Genomic DNA, 15919 nt, shown 5'->3' on the forward strand with positions numbered 1-15919 from the left:
GGTAGCCAAGATCATCGAGTGATGGTCTGAAGTAAAAGCAAAAGCCCCCGCTGAGCGGGGGCTTTTGTCTTTTGGTTGACAGTGGGGAAGCGCATCAGTAGAATTGCGCCTCCCTTGGACAGGCGTACCTGAAGTTGGGTGTGCCTGAAAACAGTTACTTGGAGTTTCTGGTCAAATGCAGAACCAACAGATTCGTATTCGGTTGAAGGCTTTTGACCATCGCCTGATCGATCAGTCTACCCAGGAAATCGTGGATACCGCGAAACGTACTGGGGCTCAGGTGCGTGGTCCGATCCCTTTGCCGACGCGCAAAGAGCGTTTTACTGTACTGATTTCTCCGCACGTCAACAAAGACGCGCGCGATCAGTACGAAATCCGTACCCATAAGCGGGTGCTGGATATCGTTCAGCCCACCGACAAAACTGTCGATGCGCTGATGAAGCTGGACCTTGCCGCTGGCGTTGAGGTTCAGATCAGCCTCGGCTGATAGCCCCAAAACGGGGGCTAAAGGTCGTGTAACGCCCTGTGTTGGGCGGCCATAGCGGGTAATAGCCCCGTGCACTCATGAGGTTTACAAAATGACTATTGGTTTAGTCGGCCGGAAATGCGGTATGACCCGCATTTTCACTGAAGATGGTGTTTCCATTCCGGTTACGGTTGTAGAAGTTGAACCGAACCGCGTCACTCAGGTTAAAACCCTGGAGACTGATGGCTATCAAGCCATTCAGATCACTGTGGGTGAGCGTCGCGCCAACCGCGTTACCAAGCCGATGGCTGGGCATTTTGCCAAAGCCAGCACCGCGGCTGGTCGCCAGGTCTGCGAATTCCGCATCGAAGACGGTTCCCAGTATGAAGCTGGGGCAGAGCTCACTGTAGCCCTGTTCGAAGCCGGTCAGAAGGTGGATGTAACTGGTCAATCCAAGGGTAAAGGCTTTGCCGGTACCATCAAGCGCTGGAATTTCCGCGGCCAGGACGCAACTCACGGTAACTCTGTATCCCACCGTGTACCCGGTTCCATCGGTCAATGTCAGACCCCGGGCCGTGTATTCAAGGGCAAAAAGATGTCTGGTCACATGGGTGCCGAACAGGTGACCGTCCAGACTCTCGAGGTCGTTCGCGTAGACGCTGAGCGCAATCTGCTGCTCATCAAGGGCTCCGTGCCTGGCGCTACCGGCAGCGACGTCGTTGTTCGCCCGGCGGTCAAGGCCAAGGGTTAAGGGGGAGTTACCATGAATCTGAATGTAGCTGGTGCAAGCGCGATCGAAGTTTCCGATCTGACCTTTGCTACCGAGTTTAACGAGACCCTCGTTCACCAGGCCGTTGTTGCATACATGGCTGGTGCTCGTCAGGGTACCAAGCAGCAGAAAAATCGTTCCGACGTCTCCGGTGGCGGCAAGAAGCCCTGGCGTCAGAAAGGCACCGGCCGTGCCCGTGCCGGTACTATCCGCAGCCCGATCTGGCGCTCCGGTGGTACTACTTTTGCTGCCCGTCCGCAAAATCACGAGCAGAAGCTGAACCGCAAGATGTATCGCGGTGCTATGCGCTCCATCCTGTCCGAACTGGTTCGCCTGGATCGCCTGGTAGTTGTCGAGAGCTTCTCTGTTGATGCACCGAAAACCAAGGCTCTGGCTGGCAAGCTGAAGGATCTCGATCTGCAGAATGTGCTGATCGTTACCGAAGGCGTTGATGAGAACCTGTACCTGGCAGCACGTAACCTGCCGCACGTCGACGTTCGCGACGTTCAAGGTTCCGACCCGGTTAGCCTGATCGCTTACGACAAGGTGCTGATTACCGTACCTGCTGTTAAGAAGTTCGAGGAGATGCTGGGATGAACCAAGAGCGCATTTTCAAAGTACTGCTTGGCCCGCATGTTTCCGAGAAGGCAACTGTGCTGGCTGACAGCCAGAACCAGTTCGTGTTCAAAGTAGACACTACTGCGACCAAGCTGGAAATCAAGAAAGCCGTTGAGCAGCTGTTCAACGTCAAGGTCAAGGCTGTTTCGACCTTGAATGTAAAAGGCAAGACCAAGCGAACCGTTCGCGGCCTGGGCAAGCGTAATGACTGGAAGAAGGCGTACGTCAGCCTGCAGCCCGGTCAAGACATCGACTTCGCCAGCGCTGAATAAGACAGGGGTACATCATGGCTATTGTTAAATGTAAACCTACTTCCGCTGGCCGCCGCTTCGTCGTTAAGGTCGTTAACGCTGACCTGCACAAAGGTGCTCCTTACGCGCCTCTGGTGGAGAAGCAAGGCAAGTCTGGTGGTCGTAACAACAACGGCCGCATCACCACGCGTCATCGTGGGGGCGGTCACAAGCAGCACTACCGCATCGTGGATTTTCGTCGCAACAAGGACGGCATCCCCGCTGTTGTAGAGCGCGTCGAGTACGATCCGAATCGTACCGCTCATATTGCTCTGCTGAAGTATGCCGACGGTGAGCGTCGCTACATCATCGCCCCGAAGGGCGTTGTTGCTGGCGATCAACTGGTCTCCGGTGCCGATGCGCCGATCAAGGCCGGTAACACTCTGCCGCTGCGCAACATTCCGGTAGGTAGCACTATCCACGCGATCGAACTGAAGCCTGGTAAAGGCGCTCAGGTAGCTCGCAGTGCTGGTGCCGCTGTCCAGCTGGTTGCTCGCGAAGGTGCCTATGTCACCGTTCGTCTGCGCTCCGGCGAAATGCGCAAAGTCCTTGGCGAATGCCGCGCGACTCTGGGTGAAGTGTCCAACGGTGAGCACAGTTTGCGCTCGCTGGGTAAGGCTGGTGCCAAGCGCTGGCGTGGTGTTCGTCCGACCGTTCGTGGTGTTGCCATGAACCCGGTAGATCACCCGCATGGTGGTGGTGAAGGTCGTACCTCCGGTGGTCGTCATCCGGTTTCCCCGTGGGGCTTCCCGACTAAGGGTGCCAAGACTCGGTCCAACAAGCGCACTGACAAGATGATTGTCCGTCGCCGCAGCAAGTAATTAGAGGGGATACGACAGTGCCGCGTTCTCTGAAGAAAGGTCCTTTTATCGATCTTCACCTGTTGAAGAAGGTCGAAGTGGCAGTAGAAAAGAACGACCGTAAGCCGATCAAGACCTGGTCGCGCCGTTCCATGATTCTGCCGCAGATGGTCGGTCTGACCATCGCTGTACACAACGGTCGTCAGCATGTGCCGGTTATCGTTACCGAAGACATGGTCGGTCACAAGTTGGGCGAATTCTCTGCTACGCGTACCTACCGTGGTCACGTAGCAGACAAGAAAGCCAAGCGCTAAGGGGTTAGAAGATGGAAGTAGCCGCTACTCATAAGGGCGCCCGACTCTCTGCCCAGAAAGCGCGTTTGGTCGCCGACCAGATCCGCGGTAAGAAGGTGGATGAGGCCCTGAACCTGCTGGCATTCAGCAACAAGAAGGCCGCTGCCGTCATCAAGAAAGTGCTGGAGTCGGCTATTGCCAACGCTGAGCACAATGATGGCGCAGACGTGGATGACCTGAAGGTCTCCACCGTGTTTGTCAACGAAGGTCGCTCTCTGAAGCGCATCATGCCACGTGCCAAAGGCCGTGCTGATCGCATCATCAAGCGGTCTTGCCACATCACGGTCAAGGTTGCTGACAAGTAGGAGTCGATCAAATGGGTCAGAAAGTACATCCGGTAGGCATTCGCCTCGGTATCGTTAAACAACACACTTCGGTGTGGTATGCAGACGGCCGCAACTATGCGGACTATCTGAACACTGACCTGAAGGTACGTGCGTACATTCAGGAAAAACTGAAAAGTGCCTCTGTCAGCCGCGTTGATATTCAGCGTCCGGCACAGACAGCCCGCATTACCATTCACACCGCTCGTCCGGGCATCGTGATTGGCAAGAAGGGTGAGGACGTTGAGAAGCTGCGTCAGGAACTGACCAGCCAGATGGGCGTGCCGGTGCACATCAACATCGAAGAGATCCGCAAGCCGGAGCTCGACGGTGCCCTGGTTGCACAAAGCGTTGCTCAGCAGCTCGAGCGTCGTGTGATGTTCCGTCGTGCCATGAAGCGCGCTGTACAGAACGCCATGCGTATTGGTGCCAAGGGTATCAAGATCCAGGTTAGCGGCCGTCTGGGCGGCGCCGAGATCGCCCGTACCGAGTGGTATCGCGAAGGTCGTGTGCCGCTGCACACCCTCCGTGCCGACATTGACTACGCGACAGCTGAAGCCCACACCACCTACGGTGTGATCGGTGTGAAGGTTTGGATCTTCAAGGGTGAGATCATTGGTGGTCTCCCGGAAGAAACCAAAGCCGTCGCGGCCAAGAAAAAAGCTGCTAAGTAAGGGGTACGCACATGTTACAACCTAAGCGTACGAAGTTCCGCAAGCAGATGACCGGCCACAACCGTGGTCTGGCGCATCGTGGTAGCAAGGTGAGCTTCGGTGAGTTCGCTCTCAAAGCCGTAAGTCGTGGTCGTCTGACTGCTCGTCAGATCGAAGCGGCTCGTCGCGCCCTGACTCGTCACGTTAAGCGTGGCGGTAAAATCTGGATTCGGGTCTTCCCGGACAAGCCTATCTCCAAGAAGCCTCTCGAGGTGCGGATGGGTAAAGGTAAGGGTAACGTCGAGTACTGGGTAGCCCAGATTCGTCCGGGTAAGGTCCTTTACGAGATTGAAGGTGTTTCCGAAGAGCTGGCCCGCGAAGCATTCGCACTGGCCGCAGCCAAGCTGCCTCTCGCTACCACCTTTGTTAAGCGGACGGTGATGTAATGAAAGCGACAGAACTTCGTGAAAAATCTGCTGAGCAGCTGAATGAGCAGCTGCTCACCCTGCTGCGCGATCAGTTCAACCTGCGCATGCAGAAGGCAACCGGTCAGCTCGGTCAATCGCATCTGCTGAACCAGGTAAAGCGCGACATCGCTCGCGTCAAGACCGTGCTCAATCAGAAAGGTGGTAACTGATCATGGCCGAGAACAAAACAGTTCGTACCGTTACTGGCCGTGTTGTCAGTGACAAGATGGATAAAACCATCACTGTGCTCATCGAGCGTCAGGAAAAGCACCCTCTGTACGGTAAGTACGTGAAGCGCTCTACCAAGCTCAAGGCGCACGACGAGAACAACGAATGCCGCATCGGCGATCTGGTGACCATTCGTGAGACCCGCCCCTTGGCCAAAACCAAGAGCTGGGCCCTGGTTCAGATCGACGAGCGCGCGGCGCAAGTTTAAGCCCGCGCAACTTAGCGGATTATTTAAGGGTCGGAGAAAGTTATGATTCAGACTCAATCCATGCTGGATGTGGCTGACAACAGTGGTGCACGTCGCGTTATGTGTATCAAGGTTCTGGGCGGTTCTCACCGTCGCTACGCCGGCATTGGCGATATCATCAAAGTGACCGTGAAGGAAGCGATTCCGCGCGGCAAAGTAAAGAAAGGCCAGGTGCTCAACGCGGTCATCGTGCGTACCCGTCACGGCGTACGCCGTACTGACGGTTCGCTGATCCGTTTCGATGGCAACGCTGCCGTTCTGCTCAACAACAAGAATGAGCCGATCGGTACCCGCATCTTTGGGCCGGTGACTCGTGAACTGCGTAATGAGCAGTTCATGAAGATCGTTTCCCTCGCGCCCGAAGTGCTGTAAGGAGCCCGGTCATGCAAAAGATCAAACGCGACGACGACGTTATCGTCATTGCCGGTAAAGACAAGGGCAAGCGCGGCAAAGTCCTGAAAGTTGGTGACGATGCCCGCCTGCTGGTTTCCGGTGTCAACATTATCAAGCGCCACACCAAGCCGAACCCGATGGCTGGTGCACAGGGCGGTATTGTTGAGAAGGAGGCGCCAATCCACGTCTCCAACGTGGCAATCTTCAACCCCGAGACCAACAAAGCCGATCGCGTCGGCTTCAAGGTCGAAGACGGTAAGAAGGTTCGTATTTTCAAGTCGACCCAAAAAGCCGTCGACGCTTGAGAATCTAGGTGCTTACCATGGCGAGATTGAAAGAAACCTACCGCACTACTATCGCTCCGAAGCTCCAGGCTGAACTGGGTCTGAACGCGATGGAAGTGCCGAAAATCACCAAGATCACCCTGAACATGGGCCTTGGCGAAGCTGTTGGTGACAAAAAGGTCATCGAAAACGCACTGGCTGACCTCGAGAAGATCACTGGCCGTAAAGGCATCGTGACCTATGCTCGCAAGTCCATTGCAGGCTTCAAGATTCGTGACGGCTGGCCGATTGGCGTTAAGGTAACCCTGCGCCGCGAGCAGATGTACGAATTCCTGGATCGTCTGCTGTCGATTTCCCTGCCGCGCGTTCGAGACTTCCGTGGCCTGAATGCCAAGTCCTTTGACGGTCGTGGCAACTACAGCATGGGCGTCAAGGAACAGATCATTTTCCCGGAAATCGATTACGACAAGATCGATGCCCTGCGTGGTCTGGACATCACCTTGACTACTACTGCGCGAACCGACGACGAAGGTCGTGCGCTGCTGCGCGCGTTCAACTTCCCGTTCCGTAACTAGGAGTCAGGACAATGGCAAAAGTCAGTATGAAGAACCGCGAAGCCAAGCGCGCCCGCCTGGTTGCCAAGTTTGCTGCAAAGCGTGCAGCTCTCAAGGACACCATCGGTAACGTTAACGCTTCCGTTGAAGATCGCTGGGCAGCTCAAGTTGCCCTGCAGAAACTGCCGCGCGATTCCAGCCCGGTCCGTCAGCGTAACCGCTGCCGCGTCACCGGTCGTCCGCACGGCGTATACCGCAAGTTTGGACTGAGCCGCATCAAGCTGCGTGAAGCAGCAATGCGCGGCGATGTGCCCGGCCTGGTCAAGGCCAGCTGGTAAACCAGACTTTTATTACTCAGTTTCAGGAGCACATAGCCCATGAGTATGCAGGACCCGTTGGCAGATATGCTGACCCGTATCCGTAATGCCCAGATGGCTGAGAAGTCCAGCGTCAGCATGCCTTCGGCAAAGCTGAAGGTGGCTGTCGCCAAGGTACTTAAGGAAGAAGGCTACGTTGCGAGCTACGAAGTAGTTGGCGACGTCAAGCCCACTCTGTCTATCGAACTCAAGTACTTCGAAGGCAAGCCGGTAATTGAAGAGCTCAAGCGCGTAAGCCGTCCCGGCCTGCGTCAGTACAAGTCCGCTGACCAACTTCCGAAGGTCAAGGGCGGTCTGGGCGTTTCCATCGTCTCCACCAATAAAGGTGTGATGACTGATCGCGCTGCTCGCGCTGCCGGTATCGGCGGCGAAGTTCTCTGCACCGTATTCTGATAGGGGGTCACGATGTCTCGCGTCGCTAAGAACCCTGTCAAGCTGCCGCAGGGTGTTGAAGTAAAACTGGACGGTCAGGAACTGTCGATCAAGGGCGCTAAAGGCACCTTGAATCTGAACCTGCACCCAACTGTTGAAGTTGTTCAGGAAGACGGCGAGCTGCGCTTTGCAGCCCGTGCCGGCAGCCCGAACATGGCTATGGCCGGTACTACCCGCGCCCTGGTCAACAACATGGTTATCGGCGTCAGCCAAGGCTTTGAGCGTAAGCTCCAGCTGGTCGGTGTTGGTTATAAGGCCCAGGCCAAAGGTCAGGTTCTGAACCTGGCTCTGGGTTACTCGCACCCGATCGACTACCAGCTGCCCGAGGGCGTTTCTGCTGAAACCCCCAGCCAGACTGACATCATTATCAAAGGCATCGACAAGCAACTGGTCGGCCAAGTAGCAGCGGAAATCCGTGATTTCCGTCGTCCGGAGCCCTATAAGGGCAAGGGTGTACGCTACGCCGATGAGGTAGTGCGTCGTAAAGAAGCCAAGAAGAAGTAGGGCATAGCAAATGAGCGATAAAAAAGTTATTCGTCTCCGTCGCGCTCGCCGTACGCGCCTGAAGCTGCGTGAACTGGAAGCCGTTCGTCTCTGCGTGCACCGCTCTTCGCAGCACATGTACGCGCAGGTTATCTCGGCAGATGGCAGCCAAGTGCTGGCCAGCGCCTCCACTCTGGATGCTGAACTGCGTGCTGGTAGTACCGGCAACATGGAAGCAGCCAAGAAGGTAGGTCAGCTGGTTGCTGAGCGTGCCAAGGCCGCCGGTGTAACTCAGGTCGCCTTCGACCGTTCCGGCTTCAAGTACCATGGTCGCGTAAAAGCGCTGGCCGATGCCGCTCGTGAAGGCGGGCTGGAATTCTAAGGGTAGAGTTATGGCTAATTTCGATCAAAAGCGCGACGAAGGTTACATCGAGAAGCTGGTCCAGGTGAACCGCGTTGCCAAAGTAGTAAAAGGCGGCCGTATCTTCGCTTTCACTGCGTTGACCGTTGTCGGTGACGGCAAAGGTCGCGTGGGCTTCGGTCGCGGCAAGGCACGTGAAGTGCCTGCCGCCATCCAGAAAGCTATGGAAGCGGCTCGTCGTAACATGATCCAGGTAGATCTGGACGGTACCACTCTGCAGTACCCGGTTCGTGCAGCTCATGGCGCCTCCAAGGTGTTCATGCAGCCGGCTTCCGAAGGTACTGGTGTTATCGCCGGTGGTGCAATGCGCGCCGTCCTGGAAGCGGCTGGCGTGCACAACGTACTGGCCAAGTGTTACGGTTCCACCAACCCGGTTAACGTCGTTCAGGCTACCTACAAGGGTCTGAAGTCGATGCAGTCTCCTGAGTCTGTAGCGGCCAAGCGCGGCAAGACCGTCGAAGACATCACGGGGTAAGCGGACATGGCAAACGCAAAAATCAAGGTGACTCTGTTCAAGAGCGTCGCTGGTCGTCTGCCGAAGCACCAGGCCTGTGTTAAGGGTCTGGGTCTGCGCCGCATCGGCCACACCGTCGAAGTCGAAGACACTCCGTCGGTTCGTGGGATGATCAACAAGGTCTCCTACATGGTTCGGGTAGAGGAATAAGACATGAAACTGAATGATCTGCGTTCCGCACCGGGTGCACGCCGTGAAAAGCTGCGCGTCGGTCGTGGTATCGGTAGCGGTCTGGGTAAGACCGCTGGCCGCGGTCACAAGGGTCTGACCTCGCGTTCCGGTGGCACTGTTGCCCCCGGTTTCGAGGGTGGTCAGCAGCCGCTGCACCGTCGTCTGCCGAAGTTTGGCTTTACTTCCAAACTGGCTATGGTCACTGCTGAGATTCGCACTAGCGAACTGAACGCAGTTGACGCTGAGGTCATCGACCTGCAGGCACTGAAAGATGCCAACGTAATTGGCAACAAGTTTGTACGAGCCAAGATCGTGCTGTCCGGCGACGTAACCAAAGCGGTTACCGTCAAGGGTCTGGCCGTCACCAAAGGTGCTCGTGCAGCGATCGAAGCAGCTGGTGGCAAGATCGAGGACTAAATGGCTAAGCAAGGCGCTCTTTCTGGAATGAATCAAGGTGGCTTGAGTGAACTCTGGGGGCGCCTGCGCTTTCTGTTCCTCGCGATCATCGTTTACCGTATCGGGGCGCATATTCCGGTTCCCGGGATAAACCCTGATCGTCTGGCCGATCTGTTCAATCAGAATTCAGAGACGATCCTTAGCCTGTTCAACATGTTCTCCGGCGGTGCCCTGGAGCGGATGAGTATCTTCGCTCTGGGCATCATGCCGTACATCTCTGCATCCATCATCATGCAGCTGATGACCGCGGTAACGCCGTCGCTTGAGCAGTTGAAGAAGGAAGGGGAGTCCGGACGCCGGAAGATTAGTCAGTACACGCGTTATCTAACGCTGGTGCTGGCATGCGTACAAGCCATCGGTATGTCCGTTGGCCTGGCCAGTCAGGGCGTTGCGTTCGACACCGGTTTCAGCTTCTATTTTGTTGCTGTTACCACGTTTGTCGCTGGCGCGATGTTCATGATGTGGCTTGGTGAGCAGATCACCGAGCGGGGTGTCGGCAACGGCATCTCGATGCTGATTTTTGCCGGTATTGTCGCCGGTCTACCAGCAGCCATTGGTCAGTCCTTCGAAGGTGCCCGTTTGGGTACCATCAACATTTTTGCGCTAATTGGTGTTGGTCTGGTGGCCATTGCCATGATCGCGTTCGTCGTTTTCGTCGAGCGTGGCCAGCGCAGAATTACGGTCAACTATGCCAAGCGTCAGCAAGGTCGCAAGGTATTTGCCGCTCAGACCAGTCATTTGCCCCTCAAGGTCAACATGGCAGGTGTGATTCCGGCGATCTTTGCCAGCAGTATTCTGTTGTTCCCGGCGTCGCTGGGTACCTGGTTTGCCCAGGGTGACAACATGGAATGGCTGCAGACTCTGGCTCAGGCTATTGGGCCGGGTAAGCCGCTGAATATCATTCTGTTTAGTGCAGGGATTATCTTCTTCTGCTTCTTCTATACAGCGTTGATGTTCAACCCGAAGGATGTTGCGGAAAATCTCAAGAAGTCCGGTGCGTTCATTCCGGGTATCCGCCCCGGTGAGCAATCGGCTCGTTACATTGATAGCGTGCTGACTCGTCTCACTTTGTTCGGTGCTCTGTACATGACCGCGGTCTGCTTGCTGCCGCAGTTTCTGGTGGTATCGGCGAATGTGCCCTTCTATCTGGGTGGGACTTCGCTGCTGATCGTCGTAGTGGTTGTTATGGACTTCATGTCCCAAGTACAATCGCACCTCGTTTCTCAGCAGTACGAGTCTCTTTTGAAGAAATCTAACCTGAAGGGTTACGGCAGCGGCATGCTCCGCTGAGTATTCGGGTTATAGGAGTCGGCTATGAAAGTTGCAGCATCAGTTAAGAAGCTTTGCCGTAACTGCAAGGTTATCCGTCGCAACGGTTGCGTACGTGTAATTTGCAGTGCTGAGCCCCGTCATAAGCAGCGCCAGGGTTAATTCCCGGTTCTGAATTAAGACTACGTCTCAGGATAACCGCCACCTGGCCAAATTTTGGTCAGGTGGTTGAATTTTGTTTTTGTTAGCGCTACCCTACTGCACCCTTTTTCGAGCAACCTCTTTGGGTTGAGTCAGGTAGCTGTCAGACGGAGTAAATTGGATGGCCCGTATTGCAGGCGTCAACATCCCGGATAACAAGCACACTGTTATCTCTCTGACCTATATCTTTGGTATTGGTCAGACCAAGGCACAACAGATCTGTGCCGCCACTGGCATTGAGCCCAGTGTCAAGATCAAGGATCTGAACGAAGAGCAGATTGATACCCTGCGTAATGAAGTCGCCAAGAGCACCACTGAAGGCGATCTGCGCCGCGCGATCAATATGAACGTCAAGCGCCTCATGGATCTCGGCTGCTATCGTGGCCTGCGTCACCGTCGTGGCCTGCCGGTCCGCGGTCAGCGCACCAAGACCAATGCCCGCACCCGTAAGGGTCCGCGCAAGCCGATCCGTAAGTAATTGCGAGGGAATCTACAGATATGGCTAAGCCAGCTGCTCGTGTACGTAAAAAAGTAAAAAAGACGGTCGTTGATGGGGTCGCCCACATCCACGCGTCTTTCAATAACACCATCATCACCATCACTGACCGTCAGGGTAACGCCCTGAGCTGGGCAACTTCTGGCGGCTCCGGCTTCCGTGGTTCCCGTAAGAGCACTCCGTTCGCTGCCCAGGTAGCTGCTGAGCGCGCCGGTCAGGCTGCTCTTGAGTATGGCCTGAAGAACCTCGACGTTTGCGTTAAAGGCCCCGGCCCAGGTCGTGAGTCGGCAGTTCGTGCACTGAATTCTTGTGGTTACAAGATCAGCAGCATCACCGATGTCACCCCTATTCCCCACAACGGCTGCCGCCCGCCCAAGAAGCGTCGCGTTTAATCAGGAGACGGTAAAATGGCTCGTTATATTGGTCCCAAGTGCAAGCTGTCTCGTCGCGAAGGTACTGACCTGTTCCTGAAAAGCGGCGTGCGCGCTCTCGACTCCAAGTGCAAACTGGAAACCCCTCCGGGTGTTCACGGTCAGCGCCGCGGTCGTCTTTCAGAATACGGTACTCAGCTGCGCGAGAAGCAGAAAGTCCGTCGTATGTATGGCGTTCTTGAGCGTCAGTTCCGCAACTATTACAAGGAAGCTGCCCGTCTGAAAGGCGCTACCGGTGAGAACCTGCTGCAACTGCTCGAGCGTCGTCTGGACAACGTTGTTTACCGCATGGGTTTCGGTGCTACTCGCGCTGAAGCACGTCAGCTGGTATCCCACAAGTCCATCAGTGTTAATGGCAAGACTGTCAATATCGCGTCCTACCTGGTTTCCCCGGGTGACGTAGTTGCTGTCCGTGAAAAAGCCAAGAACCAGCTGCGCATCAACAGCGCACTGGAGCAGGCTGCTCAACGCGGTGGTGCGGAGTGGGTAGATGTAGACGCCGGCAAGAAAGAAGGTGTCTTCAAAGCCCTGCCTGCACGCAGCGACCTGTACGCCGACATCAACGAAAACCTGATCGTCGAGCTGTACTCCAAGTAAGCGACAGACAGCATAAAGGTGCCCCACATGCAGAGTTCGGTTACCGAGTTTCTAACACCGCGTCACATTGACGTTCAGGAAACTTCACCCACGCGCGCCAAGATCACTCTTGAGCCGCTGGAGCGTGGTTTCGGTCACACCCTGGGCAATGCGCTACGTCGCATTTTGCTCTCGTCCATGCCCGGCTGCGCCGTGGTAGAGGCCGAAATCGACGGCGTGTTGCACGAATACAGCGCCATCGAAGGCGTTCAGGAAGACGTCATCGAGATCCTGCTCAACCTGAAAGGGTTGGCGATCAATATGCACGGTCGCGATCAGGTAACCCTGAACCTTTCCAAGAAAGGCCCGGGTGTTGTTACTGCCGCCGACATTCAGCTGGACCACGAAGTCGAAATCGTCAACCCGGAACACGTGATTGCCACGCTGTCCGACAATGGCGAACTGAACATGAAGCTCACCGTAGCTCGTGGTCGTGGTTATGAGCCGGCCGACGCGCGCCAGTCCGATGAGGACGAGACGCGCTCTATCGGTCGGTTGCAGCTGGATGCCACTTACACTCCCGTACGCCGCGTTGCGTACGTGGTAGAGAGTGCGCGTGTCGAGCAGCGTACCAACCTGGATAAGCTGGTCATCGATCTCGAGACCAACGGCACCCTGGATCCGGAAGAGGCGATTCGTCGCGCTGCAACCATTCTCCAGCAGCAACTGGCTGCCTTCGTTGATCTGAAGGGCGACCAGGAGCCGGTGGTAGAGCAGCAGGAAGATGAGATCGACCCCATCCTGCTGCGCCCGGTGGATGATCTTGAGCTGACTGTCCGTTCGGCCAACTGCCTGAAGGCTGAAAATATCTATTACATTGGCGATCTGATCCAGCGTACCGAAGTAGAGCTGCTGAAGACCCCGAACCTGGGCAAGAAGTCTCTGACCGAGATCAAAGACGTTCTGGCCTCTCGTGGTCTGTCTCTGGGTATGCGTCTGGACAACTGGCCGCCTGCAAGCTTGAAGAAGGACGATAAGGTTTCGGCCTGATCGTCTCGACACCGAGGAATTGAGAGATGCGTCATCGTAAAAGTGGTCGTCACCTGAGTCGGACCAGCGCACACCGTAAGGCCATGTTCCAGAACATGGCAGTGTCGCTGTTCGAGAACGAACTGATCAAAACTACTCTGCCGAAAGCCAAGGAGCTGCGTCGCGTTGCCGAGCCGCTGATCACCCTGGCCAAGGAAGACACCGTTGCCAACCGTCGTCTGGCATTTGACCGTACTCGCAGCAAGTCTGCAGTCGGCAAACTGTTCAACGATCTGGGCAAGCGTTATGCAACCCGTCCGGGCGGCTACGTTCGCATCCTCAAGTGCGGTTTCCGCGCTGGCGATGCAGCCCCGATGGCTTACGTTGAGCTGGTTGACCGCCCTGAAGCGGCAACAGCTGAAGAGTAAGTATCAGGCTCTACAAAAAAACCGGCTCAGGCCGGTTTTTTTGTGCCTGCAGTTCGTCGCTCATTGCACCACGAGAGCTCCGAATGCGCGCTGTTGGTGCTTCGGCTGAGCAGGTTCATGCAAGGGCGCAGGCAAAAGTCGGAGGTTTAGTATGTTTTACGCCCTGTAAATAAAGTTGCACGATTTTTGCTTGTTGTTCCCCAGAGTTCATCCTTGTGGAGCGGCACCTAATGTCCCTGCGTTTCAAGTTGGCAATGACCTACCTGATCATCGGGCTGGTACCTGTAATGGTAATGGCGGCGACGGTGTACTCGCAGGCCAGCGCCGCATTACGCGACCAGACGCTTAATACGTTGCAGGCGGTTGCCAGTATCAAGCAGCATCAACTGCAAGCCGGCTGGGATGAGCGCCGCAATCAGCTCGACACCTTGAGTCGGACGCTGAGTAACAGCTATCTGGGGCTGGACGCGGTTTCTCTGGTCAGTGCCAGCAGTTATGACAAGCCGACATTCGAGTATTTTATCGATACCTATGGATACCGTGATCTGAAGCTTGTCAGCCCGGATGGCTTGGTGTTCTTCAGTGTCGCGCGTGGCGCAGACTATCAAGCGCTGCTGACCGGCTCCGAGTGGGCGACTACGCCCCTAGGTCGGGCCGTTACGTCGGGGCTGTCCGACCGGCAAATACATATCAGTGACCTCGTTACCGACCCGGTCAGCGGTGAACCTACTCAGTATCTGATTGCACCGGTCGGGACGGGGGATCAGTTGCAGGCGCTGTTGGTGCTCGAGCTGCCGCTCGATTCGTTGAACGCGTTGATGCACTCCCGCCAGGGATTGGGCGAAAAGGGGGAGACCTATCTAGTCGGCGGCGATGGGCGGCTGCGGTCCGATTCGGTTCGCTTTTCAGGTATGCGCGTTGCTCGCGCCGGAGACGGCGGCGAGCTTGTTGCCGGCGCGGCCGTCTCGAGAGCCATGGCGGGAGAAGCGGGACGTGTAAGCGAGCCGGGGCTGGATGGTGCGCTGGCGTTGAAGGCATACGCACCGCTTGAGTTTGATGGCCAGCGTTGGGCGCTGATCGCGGAAGTTGATGCCAGCCAGGCATACGCACCGGTTCGTGCTCTGATGTGGCAGGTTTTGCTGCTGGGGATTGCGACTGTTGTTGCGGTGATCCTGGCAACCTTGCTGGTCAGCCGTAGCGTTATGCGCCCGCTGGGTGGCGAGCCGGTGGAGATGGTCGGCCTTGCCAAGAGCCTTGCACAGGGGGAGCTTCATTCGGCTGGTGGTCCAGTGCGGTCGGGTGGTCTGTTGCAGGCGCTGCATGATATGGCGACAGCCTGGCGCGAAGTGGTTCAGCAACTGCGTGCTTCCAGCGAGGCTGTGGGGGGCGCCAGTGATGACATTCTTGATGCTGCTGGGCGCACCAGTGCCCGACTGGAGCAACAGCAGCAGGCGGTAGAACTGGTGGTTACCGCAGTGGACGAAATGTCGGCGACGGTGCAGGAGATTGCCAGCTCCGCGGCCGCTAGCGCCGAAAGCACTGCCAGTGCCCGCGAGGTATTCGGCGCGATGCAGAACACGTTGAAGGACATGATCGGGCGCCAGGATCAATTGCTCGGGGGGCTGCGAGGCGCAGACGCCATGGTGCATACCCTGGCGGACGACAGCCGGCAGATTAGTGCGGTTTTGCAGGTGATCAACGGGATTGCGGAGCAGACCAACCTGCTTGCGCTCAACGCAGCGATTGAAGCTGCTCGAGCGGGCGAGCAGGGACGTGGATTCGCAGTGGTTGCCGACGAGGTACGCCAGCTCGCGTTGCGCACCCGGACTGCGACTGAAGAGGTGGTTGCCATCGTTGGGGCGCTGGACCAGTCATCGCTGCAGGCATTGGACCGCATGCAACAGGCGTCATCGCAGGCGCAGTCTCTCGAGCAGGAAACGCAGCGCGTGCTTGACCGTCTTGGCGATCTGGATGGGGCACTGCATTCGGTTCAAAGCTTGGCGTTTCAGATAGCAACTGCGGCGGAACAGCAGGCAACGACTACGGCGGAAGTGAACCAGCATATGCATCAACTGCAGGATATGACGGGTGAAAACCGTGATACAGCTGCTCACACCCGCGACTGCGGCCAGCGGCTGCAGCTGATGGCGGGCAGTCAGCTGGAGCTGGTCGCACACTTCCAGCTATAGG

29 protein-coding genes are annotated in these 15919 nt (G+C 56.5%); all 29 read left to right on the forward strand.

The annotated features are described in order from the left end of the window. Positions 1 to 175: 175 nt before the first annotated feature. A complete protein-coding gene (gene rpsJ, locus C1949_RS15810) occupies positions 176 to 487 on the forward strand; it encodes a 30S ribosomal protein S10 (protein ID WP_044501102.1) in 312 nt (103 codons plus the stop codon). A 91-nt stretch (positions 488 to 578) separates the two neighbouring features. After that, entirely contained in the window at positions 579 to 1217 is a 639-nt protein-coding gene (gene rplC, locus C1949_RS15815; protein ID WP_104739441.1) for a 50S ribosomal protein L3, read from the forward strand. 12 nt (positions 1218 to 1229) lie between these two features. Continuing rightward, entirely contained in the window at positions 1230 to 1832 is a 603-nt protein-coding gene (gene rplD / locus C1949_RS15820) for a 50S ribosomal protein L4 (RefSeq protein WP_104739442.1), read from the forward strand. Then, a complete protein-coding gene (gene rplW, locus C1949_RS15825; RefSeq protein ID WP_104739443.1) occupies positions 1829 to 2125 on the forward strand; it encodes a 50S ribosomal protein L23 in 297 nt (98 codons plus the stop codon). Before rplD ends, rplW begins: the two co-directional genes overlap by 4 nt. Positions 2126 to 2139: 14 nt before the next feature. Then, complete coding sequence (rplB, locus tag C1949_RS15830) at positions 2140 to 2964, forward strand: 50S ribosomal protein L2 (protein WP_088277341.1); 825 nt, start codon at positions 2140 to 2142, stop codon at positions 2962 to 2964. Positions 2965 to 2981: 17 nt separating this feature from the next. Then, positions 2982 to 3257 carry a 30S ribosomal protein S19 gene (gene rpsS, locus C1949_RS15835; protein ID WP_104739444.1) on the forward strand — a complete coding sequence of 92 codons (276 nt, stop codon included), beginning with the start codon at positions 2982 to 2984 and terminating at the stop codon, positions 3255 to 3257. 11 nt (positions 3258 to 3268) lie between these two features. Beyond that, positions 3269 to 3601 carry a 50S ribosomal protein L22 gene (gene rplV, locus C1949_RS15840; protein WP_065335991.1) on the forward strand — a complete coding sequence of 111 codons (333 nt, stop codon included), beginning with the start codon at positions 3269 to 3271 and terminating at the stop codon, positions 3599 to 3601. 11 nt (positions 3602 to 3612) lie between these two features. Continuing rightward, complete coding sequence (rpsC, locus tag C1949_RS15845) at positions 3613 to 4293, forward strand: 30S ribosomal protein S3 (protein ID WP_104739445.1); 681 nt, start codon at positions 3613 to 3615, stop codon at positions 4291 to 4293. Between the two features lie 11 nt (positions 4294 to 4304). Continuing rightward, complete coding sequence (rplP, locus tag C1949_RS15850) at positions 4305 to 4718, forward strand: 50S ribosomal protein L16 (protein ID WP_088277349.1); 414 nt, start codon at positions 4305 to 4307, stop codon at positions 4716 to 4718. Beyond that, positions 4718 to 4909: a 50S ribosomal protein L29 gene (gene rpmC / locus C1949_RS15855; RefSeq protein ID WP_104739446.1), complete on the forward strand. Its 192-nt coding sequence runs from the start codon at positions 4718 to 4720 to the stop codon at positions 4907 to 4909. Before rplP ends, rpmC begins: the two co-directional genes overlap by 1 nt. A gap of 2 nt (positions 4910 to 4911) precedes the next feature. Beyond that, positions 4912 to 5175, forward strand: a complete 264-nt coding sequence (rpsQ, locus tag C1949_RS15860; protein WP_104739447.1) for a 30S ribosomal protein S17 — start codon at positions 4912 to 4914, stop codon at positions 5173 to 5175. A 42-nt stretch (positions 5176 to 5217) separates the two neighbouring features. After that, a complete protein-coding gene (rplN, locus tag C1949_RS15865) occupies positions 5218 to 5586 on the forward strand; it encodes a 50S ribosomal protein L14 (protein ID WP_088277353.1) in 369 nt (122 codons plus the stop codon). A gap of 11 nt (positions 5587 to 5597) precedes the next feature. Next, positions 5598 to 5912, forward strand: a complete 315-nt coding sequence (gene rplX, locus C1949_RS15870) for a 50S ribosomal protein L24 (RefSeq protein ID WP_088277355.1) — start codon at positions 5598 to 5600, stop codon at positions 5910 to 5912. Between the two features lie 17 nt (positions 5913 to 5929). Next, the gene (gene rplE, locus C1949_RS15875) at positions 5930 to 6466 is read left to right on the forward strand and encodes a 50S ribosomal protein L5 (RefSeq protein ID WP_088277357.1); all 537 of its coding nucleotides are present in this window, start codon (positions 5930 to 5932) and stop codon (positions 6464 to 6466) included. Between the two features lie 11 nt (positions 6467 to 6477). After that, entirely contained in the window at positions 6478 to 6783 is a 306-nt protein-coding gene (rpsN, locus tag C1949_RS15880) for a 30S ribosomal protein S14 (RefSeq protein ID WP_088277359.1), read from the forward strand. A 39-nt stretch (positions 6784 to 6822) separates the two neighbouring features. Further along, positions 6823 to 7215 carry a 30S ribosomal protein S8 gene (gene rpsH, locus C1949_RS15885; protein WP_104739448.1) on the forward strand — a complete coding sequence of 131 codons (393 nt, stop codon included), beginning with the start codon at positions 6823 to 6825 and terminating at the stop codon, positions 7213 to 7215. A 12-nt stretch (positions 7216 to 7227) separates the two neighbouring features. After that, positions 7228 to 7758: a 50S ribosomal protein L6 gene (gene rplF / locus C1949_RS15890; protein ID WP_104739449.1), complete on the forward strand. Its 531-nt coding sequence runs from the start codon at positions 7228 to 7230 to the stop codon at positions 7756 to 7758. Between the two features lie 10 nt (positions 7759 to 7768). Then, on the forward strand, positions 7769 to 8119 hold the full coding sequence (gene rplR / locus C1949_RS15895) for a 50S ribosomal protein L18 (protein WP_104739450.1): 351 nt from the start codon (positions 7769 to 7771) through the stop codon (positions 8117 to 8119). 10 nt (positions 8120 to 8129) lie between these two features. Beyond that, on the forward strand, positions 8130 to 8633 hold the full coding sequence (rpsE, locus tag C1949_RS15900) for a 30S ribosomal protein S5 (protein ID WP_083728626.1): 504 nt from the start codon (positions 8130 to 8132) through the stop codon (positions 8631 to 8633). A gap of 6 nt (positions 8634 to 8639) precedes the next feature. Beyond that, complete coding sequence (gene rpmD, locus C1949_RS15905; RefSeq protein ID WP_088277367.1) at positions 8640 to 8822, forward strand: 50S ribosomal protein L30; 183 nt, start codon at positions 8640 to 8642, stop codon at positions 8820 to 8822. Between the two features lie 3 nt (positions 8823 to 8825). Beyond that, the gene (rplO, locus tag C1949_RS15910; RefSeq protein WP_088277369.1) at positions 8826 to 9260 is read left to right on the forward strand and encodes a 50S ribosomal protein L15; all 435 of its coding nucleotides are present in this window, start codon (positions 8826 to 8828) and stop codon (positions 9258 to 9260) included. Continuing rightward, positions 9261 to 10589: a preprotein translocase subunit SecY gene (gene secY, locus C1949_RS15915; protein WP_104739451.1), complete on the forward strand. Its 1329-nt coding sequence runs from the start codon at positions 9261 to 9263 to the stop codon at positions 10587 to 10589. Positions 10590 to 10613: 24 nt separating this feature from the next. Next, positions 10614 to 10730, forward strand: coding sequence for a 50S ribosomal protein L36 (gene rpmJ / locus C1949_RS15920; RefSeq protein WP_088277373.1), 117 nt, complete (start codon positions 10614 to 10616; stop codon positions 10728 to 10730). A 160-nt stretch (positions 10731 to 10890) separates the two neighbouring features. Next, positions 10891 to 11247 (forward strand): 30S ribosomal protein S13, encoded by a 357-nt coding sequence (rpsM, locus tag C1949_RS15925; protein WP_104739452.1) that lies wholly within the window; start codon positions 10891 to 10893, stop codon positions 11245 to 11247. 20 nt (positions 11248 to 11267) lie between these two features. Then, entirely contained in the window at positions 11268 to 11657 is a 390-nt protein-coding gene (gene rpsK, locus C1949_RS15930; protein WP_083728622.1) for a 30S ribosomal protein S11, read from the forward strand. A 15-nt stretch (positions 11658 to 11672) separates the two neighbouring features. Next, positions 11673 to 12293: a 30S ribosomal protein S4 gene (gene rpsD / locus C1949_RS15935; RefSeq protein WP_104739453.1), complete on the forward strand. Its 621-nt coding sequence runs from the start codon at positions 11673 to 11675 to the stop codon at positions 12291 to 12293. A 27-nt stretch (positions 12294 to 12320) separates the two neighbouring features. Beyond that, positions 12321 to 13322: a DNA-directed RNA polymerase subunit alpha gene (locus C1949_RS15940; protein ID WP_104739454.1), complete on the forward strand. Its 1002-nt coding sequence runs from the start codon at positions 12321 to 12323 to the stop codon at positions 13320 to 13322. 26 nt (positions 13323 to 13348) lie between these two features. Further along, positions 13349 to 13729, forward strand: coding sequence for a 50S ribosomal protein L17 (gene rplQ / locus C1949_RS15945; RefSeq protein ID WP_104739455.1), 381 nt, complete (start codon positions 13349 to 13351; stop codon positions 13727 to 13729). 230 nt (positions 13730 to 13959) lie between these two features. Next, a complete protein-coding gene (locus C1949_RS15950; protein ID WP_104739456.1) occupies positions 13960 to 15918 on the forward strand; it encodes a methyl-accepting chemotaxis protein in 1959 nt (652 codons plus the stop codon). Position 15919: the final 1 nt, after the last annotated feature.

Origin of the sequence: Halopseudomonas oceani, from assembly GCF_002903165.1 — a bacterium.
In the GTDB taxonomy this organism is placed as follows: domain Bacteria; phylum Pseudomonadota; class Gammaproteobacteria; order Pseudomonadales; family Pseudomonadaceae; genus Halopseudomonas; species Halopseudomonas oceani.

Excerpts from the sequence above, each read along its gene's own strand:
- rplQ (WP_104739455.1), top strand. The coding sequence starts at position 13,349 with ATGCGTCATCGTAAAAGTGGTCGTCACCTGAGTCGGACCAGCGCACAC.
- rpmC (WP_104739446.1), top strand. The coding sequence starts at position 4,718 with ATGAAAGCGACAGAACTTCGTGAAAAATCTGCTGAGCAGCTGAATGAG.
- rplB (WP_088277341.1), top strand. The coding sequence starts at position 2,140 with ATGGCTATTGTTAAATGTAAACCTACTTCCGCTGGCCGCCGCTTCGTC.
- rplC (WP_104739441.1), top strand. The coding sequence starts at position 579 with ATGACTATTGGTTTAGTCGGCCGGAAATGCGGTATGACCCGCATTTTC.
- rpsC (WP_104739445.1), top strand. The coding sequence starts at position 3,613 with ATGGGTCAGAAAGTACATCCGGTAGGCATTCGCCTCGGTATCGTTAAA.
- rpsD (WP_104739453.1), top strand. The coding sequence starts at position 11,673 with ATGGCTCGTTATATTGGTCCCAAGTGCAAGCTGTCTCGTCGCGAAGGT.
- rplP (WP_088277349.1), top strand. The coding sequence starts at position 4,305 with ATGTTACAACCTAAGCGTACGAAGTTCCGCAAGCAGATGACCGGCCAC.
- rpmD (WP_088277367.1), top strand. The coding sequence starts at position 8,640 with ATGGCAAACGCAAAAATCAAGGTGACTCTGTTCAAGAGCGTCGCTGGT.
- rplW (WP_104739443.1), top strand. The coding sequence starts at position 1,829 with ATGAACCAAGAGCGCATTTTCAAAGTACTGCTTGGCCCGCATGTTTCC.
- rplX (WP_088277355.1), top strand. The coding sequence starts at position 5,598 with ATGCAAAAGATCAAACGCGACGACGACGTTATCGTCATTGCCGGTAAA.
- rplO (WP_088277369.1), top strand. The coding sequence starts at position 8,826 with ATGAAACTGAATGATCTGCGTTCCGCACCGGGTGCACGCCGTGAAAAG.
- C1949_RS15950 (WP_104739456.1), top strand. The coding sequence starts at position 13,960 with ATGTCCCTGCGTTTCAAGTTGGCAATGACCTACCTGATCATCGGGCTG.
- C1949_RS15940 (WP_104739454.1), top strand. The coding sequence starts at position 12,321 with ATGCAGAGTTCGGTTACCGAGTTTCTAACACCGCGTCACATTGACGTT.
- rpsJ (WP_044501102.1), top strand. The coding sequence starts at position 176 with ATGCAGAACCAACAGATTCGTATTCGGTTGAAGGCTTTTGACCATCGC.
- rpsK (WP_083728622.1), top strand. The coding sequence starts at position 11,268 with ATGGCTAAGCCAGCTGCTCGTGTACGTAAAAAAGTAAAAAAGACGGTC.
- rplN (WP_088277353.1), top strand. The coding sequence starts at position 5,218 with ATGATTCAGACTCAATCCATGCTGGATGTGGCTGACAACAGTGGTGCA.
- rplE (WP_088277357.1), top strand. The coding sequence starts at position 5,930 with ATGGCGAGATTGAAAGAAACCTACCGCACTACTATCGCTCCGAAGCTC.
- rpsN (WP_088277359.1), top strand. The coding sequence starts at position 6,478 with ATGGCAAAAGTCAGTATGAAGAACCGCGAAGCCAAGCGCGCCCGCCTG.
- rpsQ (WP_104739447.1), top strand. The coding sequence starts at position 4,912 with ATGGCCGAGAACAAAACAGTTCGTACCGTTACTGGCCGTGTTGTCAGT.
- rplF (WP_104739449.1), top strand. The coding sequence starts at position 7,228 with ATGTCTCGCGTCGCTAAGAACCCTGTCAAGCTGCCGCAGGGTGTTGAA.
- rpsH (WP_104739448.1), top strand. The coding sequence starts at position 6,823 with ATGAGTATGCAGGACCCGTTGGCAGATATGCTGACCCGTATCCGTAAT.
- rpmJ (WP_088277373.1), top strand. The coding sequence starts at position 10,614 with ATGAAAGTTGCAGCATCAGTTAAGAAGCTTTGCCGTAACTGCAAGGTT.
- rplR (WP_104739450.1), top strand. The coding sequence starts at position 7,769 with ATGAGCGATAAAAAAGTTATTCGTCTCCGTCGCGCTCGCCGTACGCGC.
- rplV (WP_065335991.1), top strand. The coding sequence starts at position 3,269 with ATGGAAGTAGCCGCTACTCATAAGGGCGCCCGACTCTCTGCCCAGAAA.
- rpsE (WP_083728626.1), top strand. The coding sequence starts at position 8,130 with ATGGCTAATTTCGATCAAAAGCGCGACGAAGGTTACATCGAGAAGCTG.
- secY (WP_104739451.1), top strand. The coding sequence starts at position 9,261 with ATGGCTAAGCAAGGCGCTCTTTCTGGAATGAATCAAGGTGGCTTGAGT.
- rplD (WP_104739442.1), top strand. The coding sequence starts at position 1,230 with ATGAATCTGAATGTAGCTGGTGCAAGCGCGATCGAAGTTTCCGATCTG.
- rpsM (WP_104739452.1), top strand. The coding sequence starts at position 10,891 with ATGGCCCGTATTGCAGGCGTCAACATCCCGGATAACAAGCACACTGTT.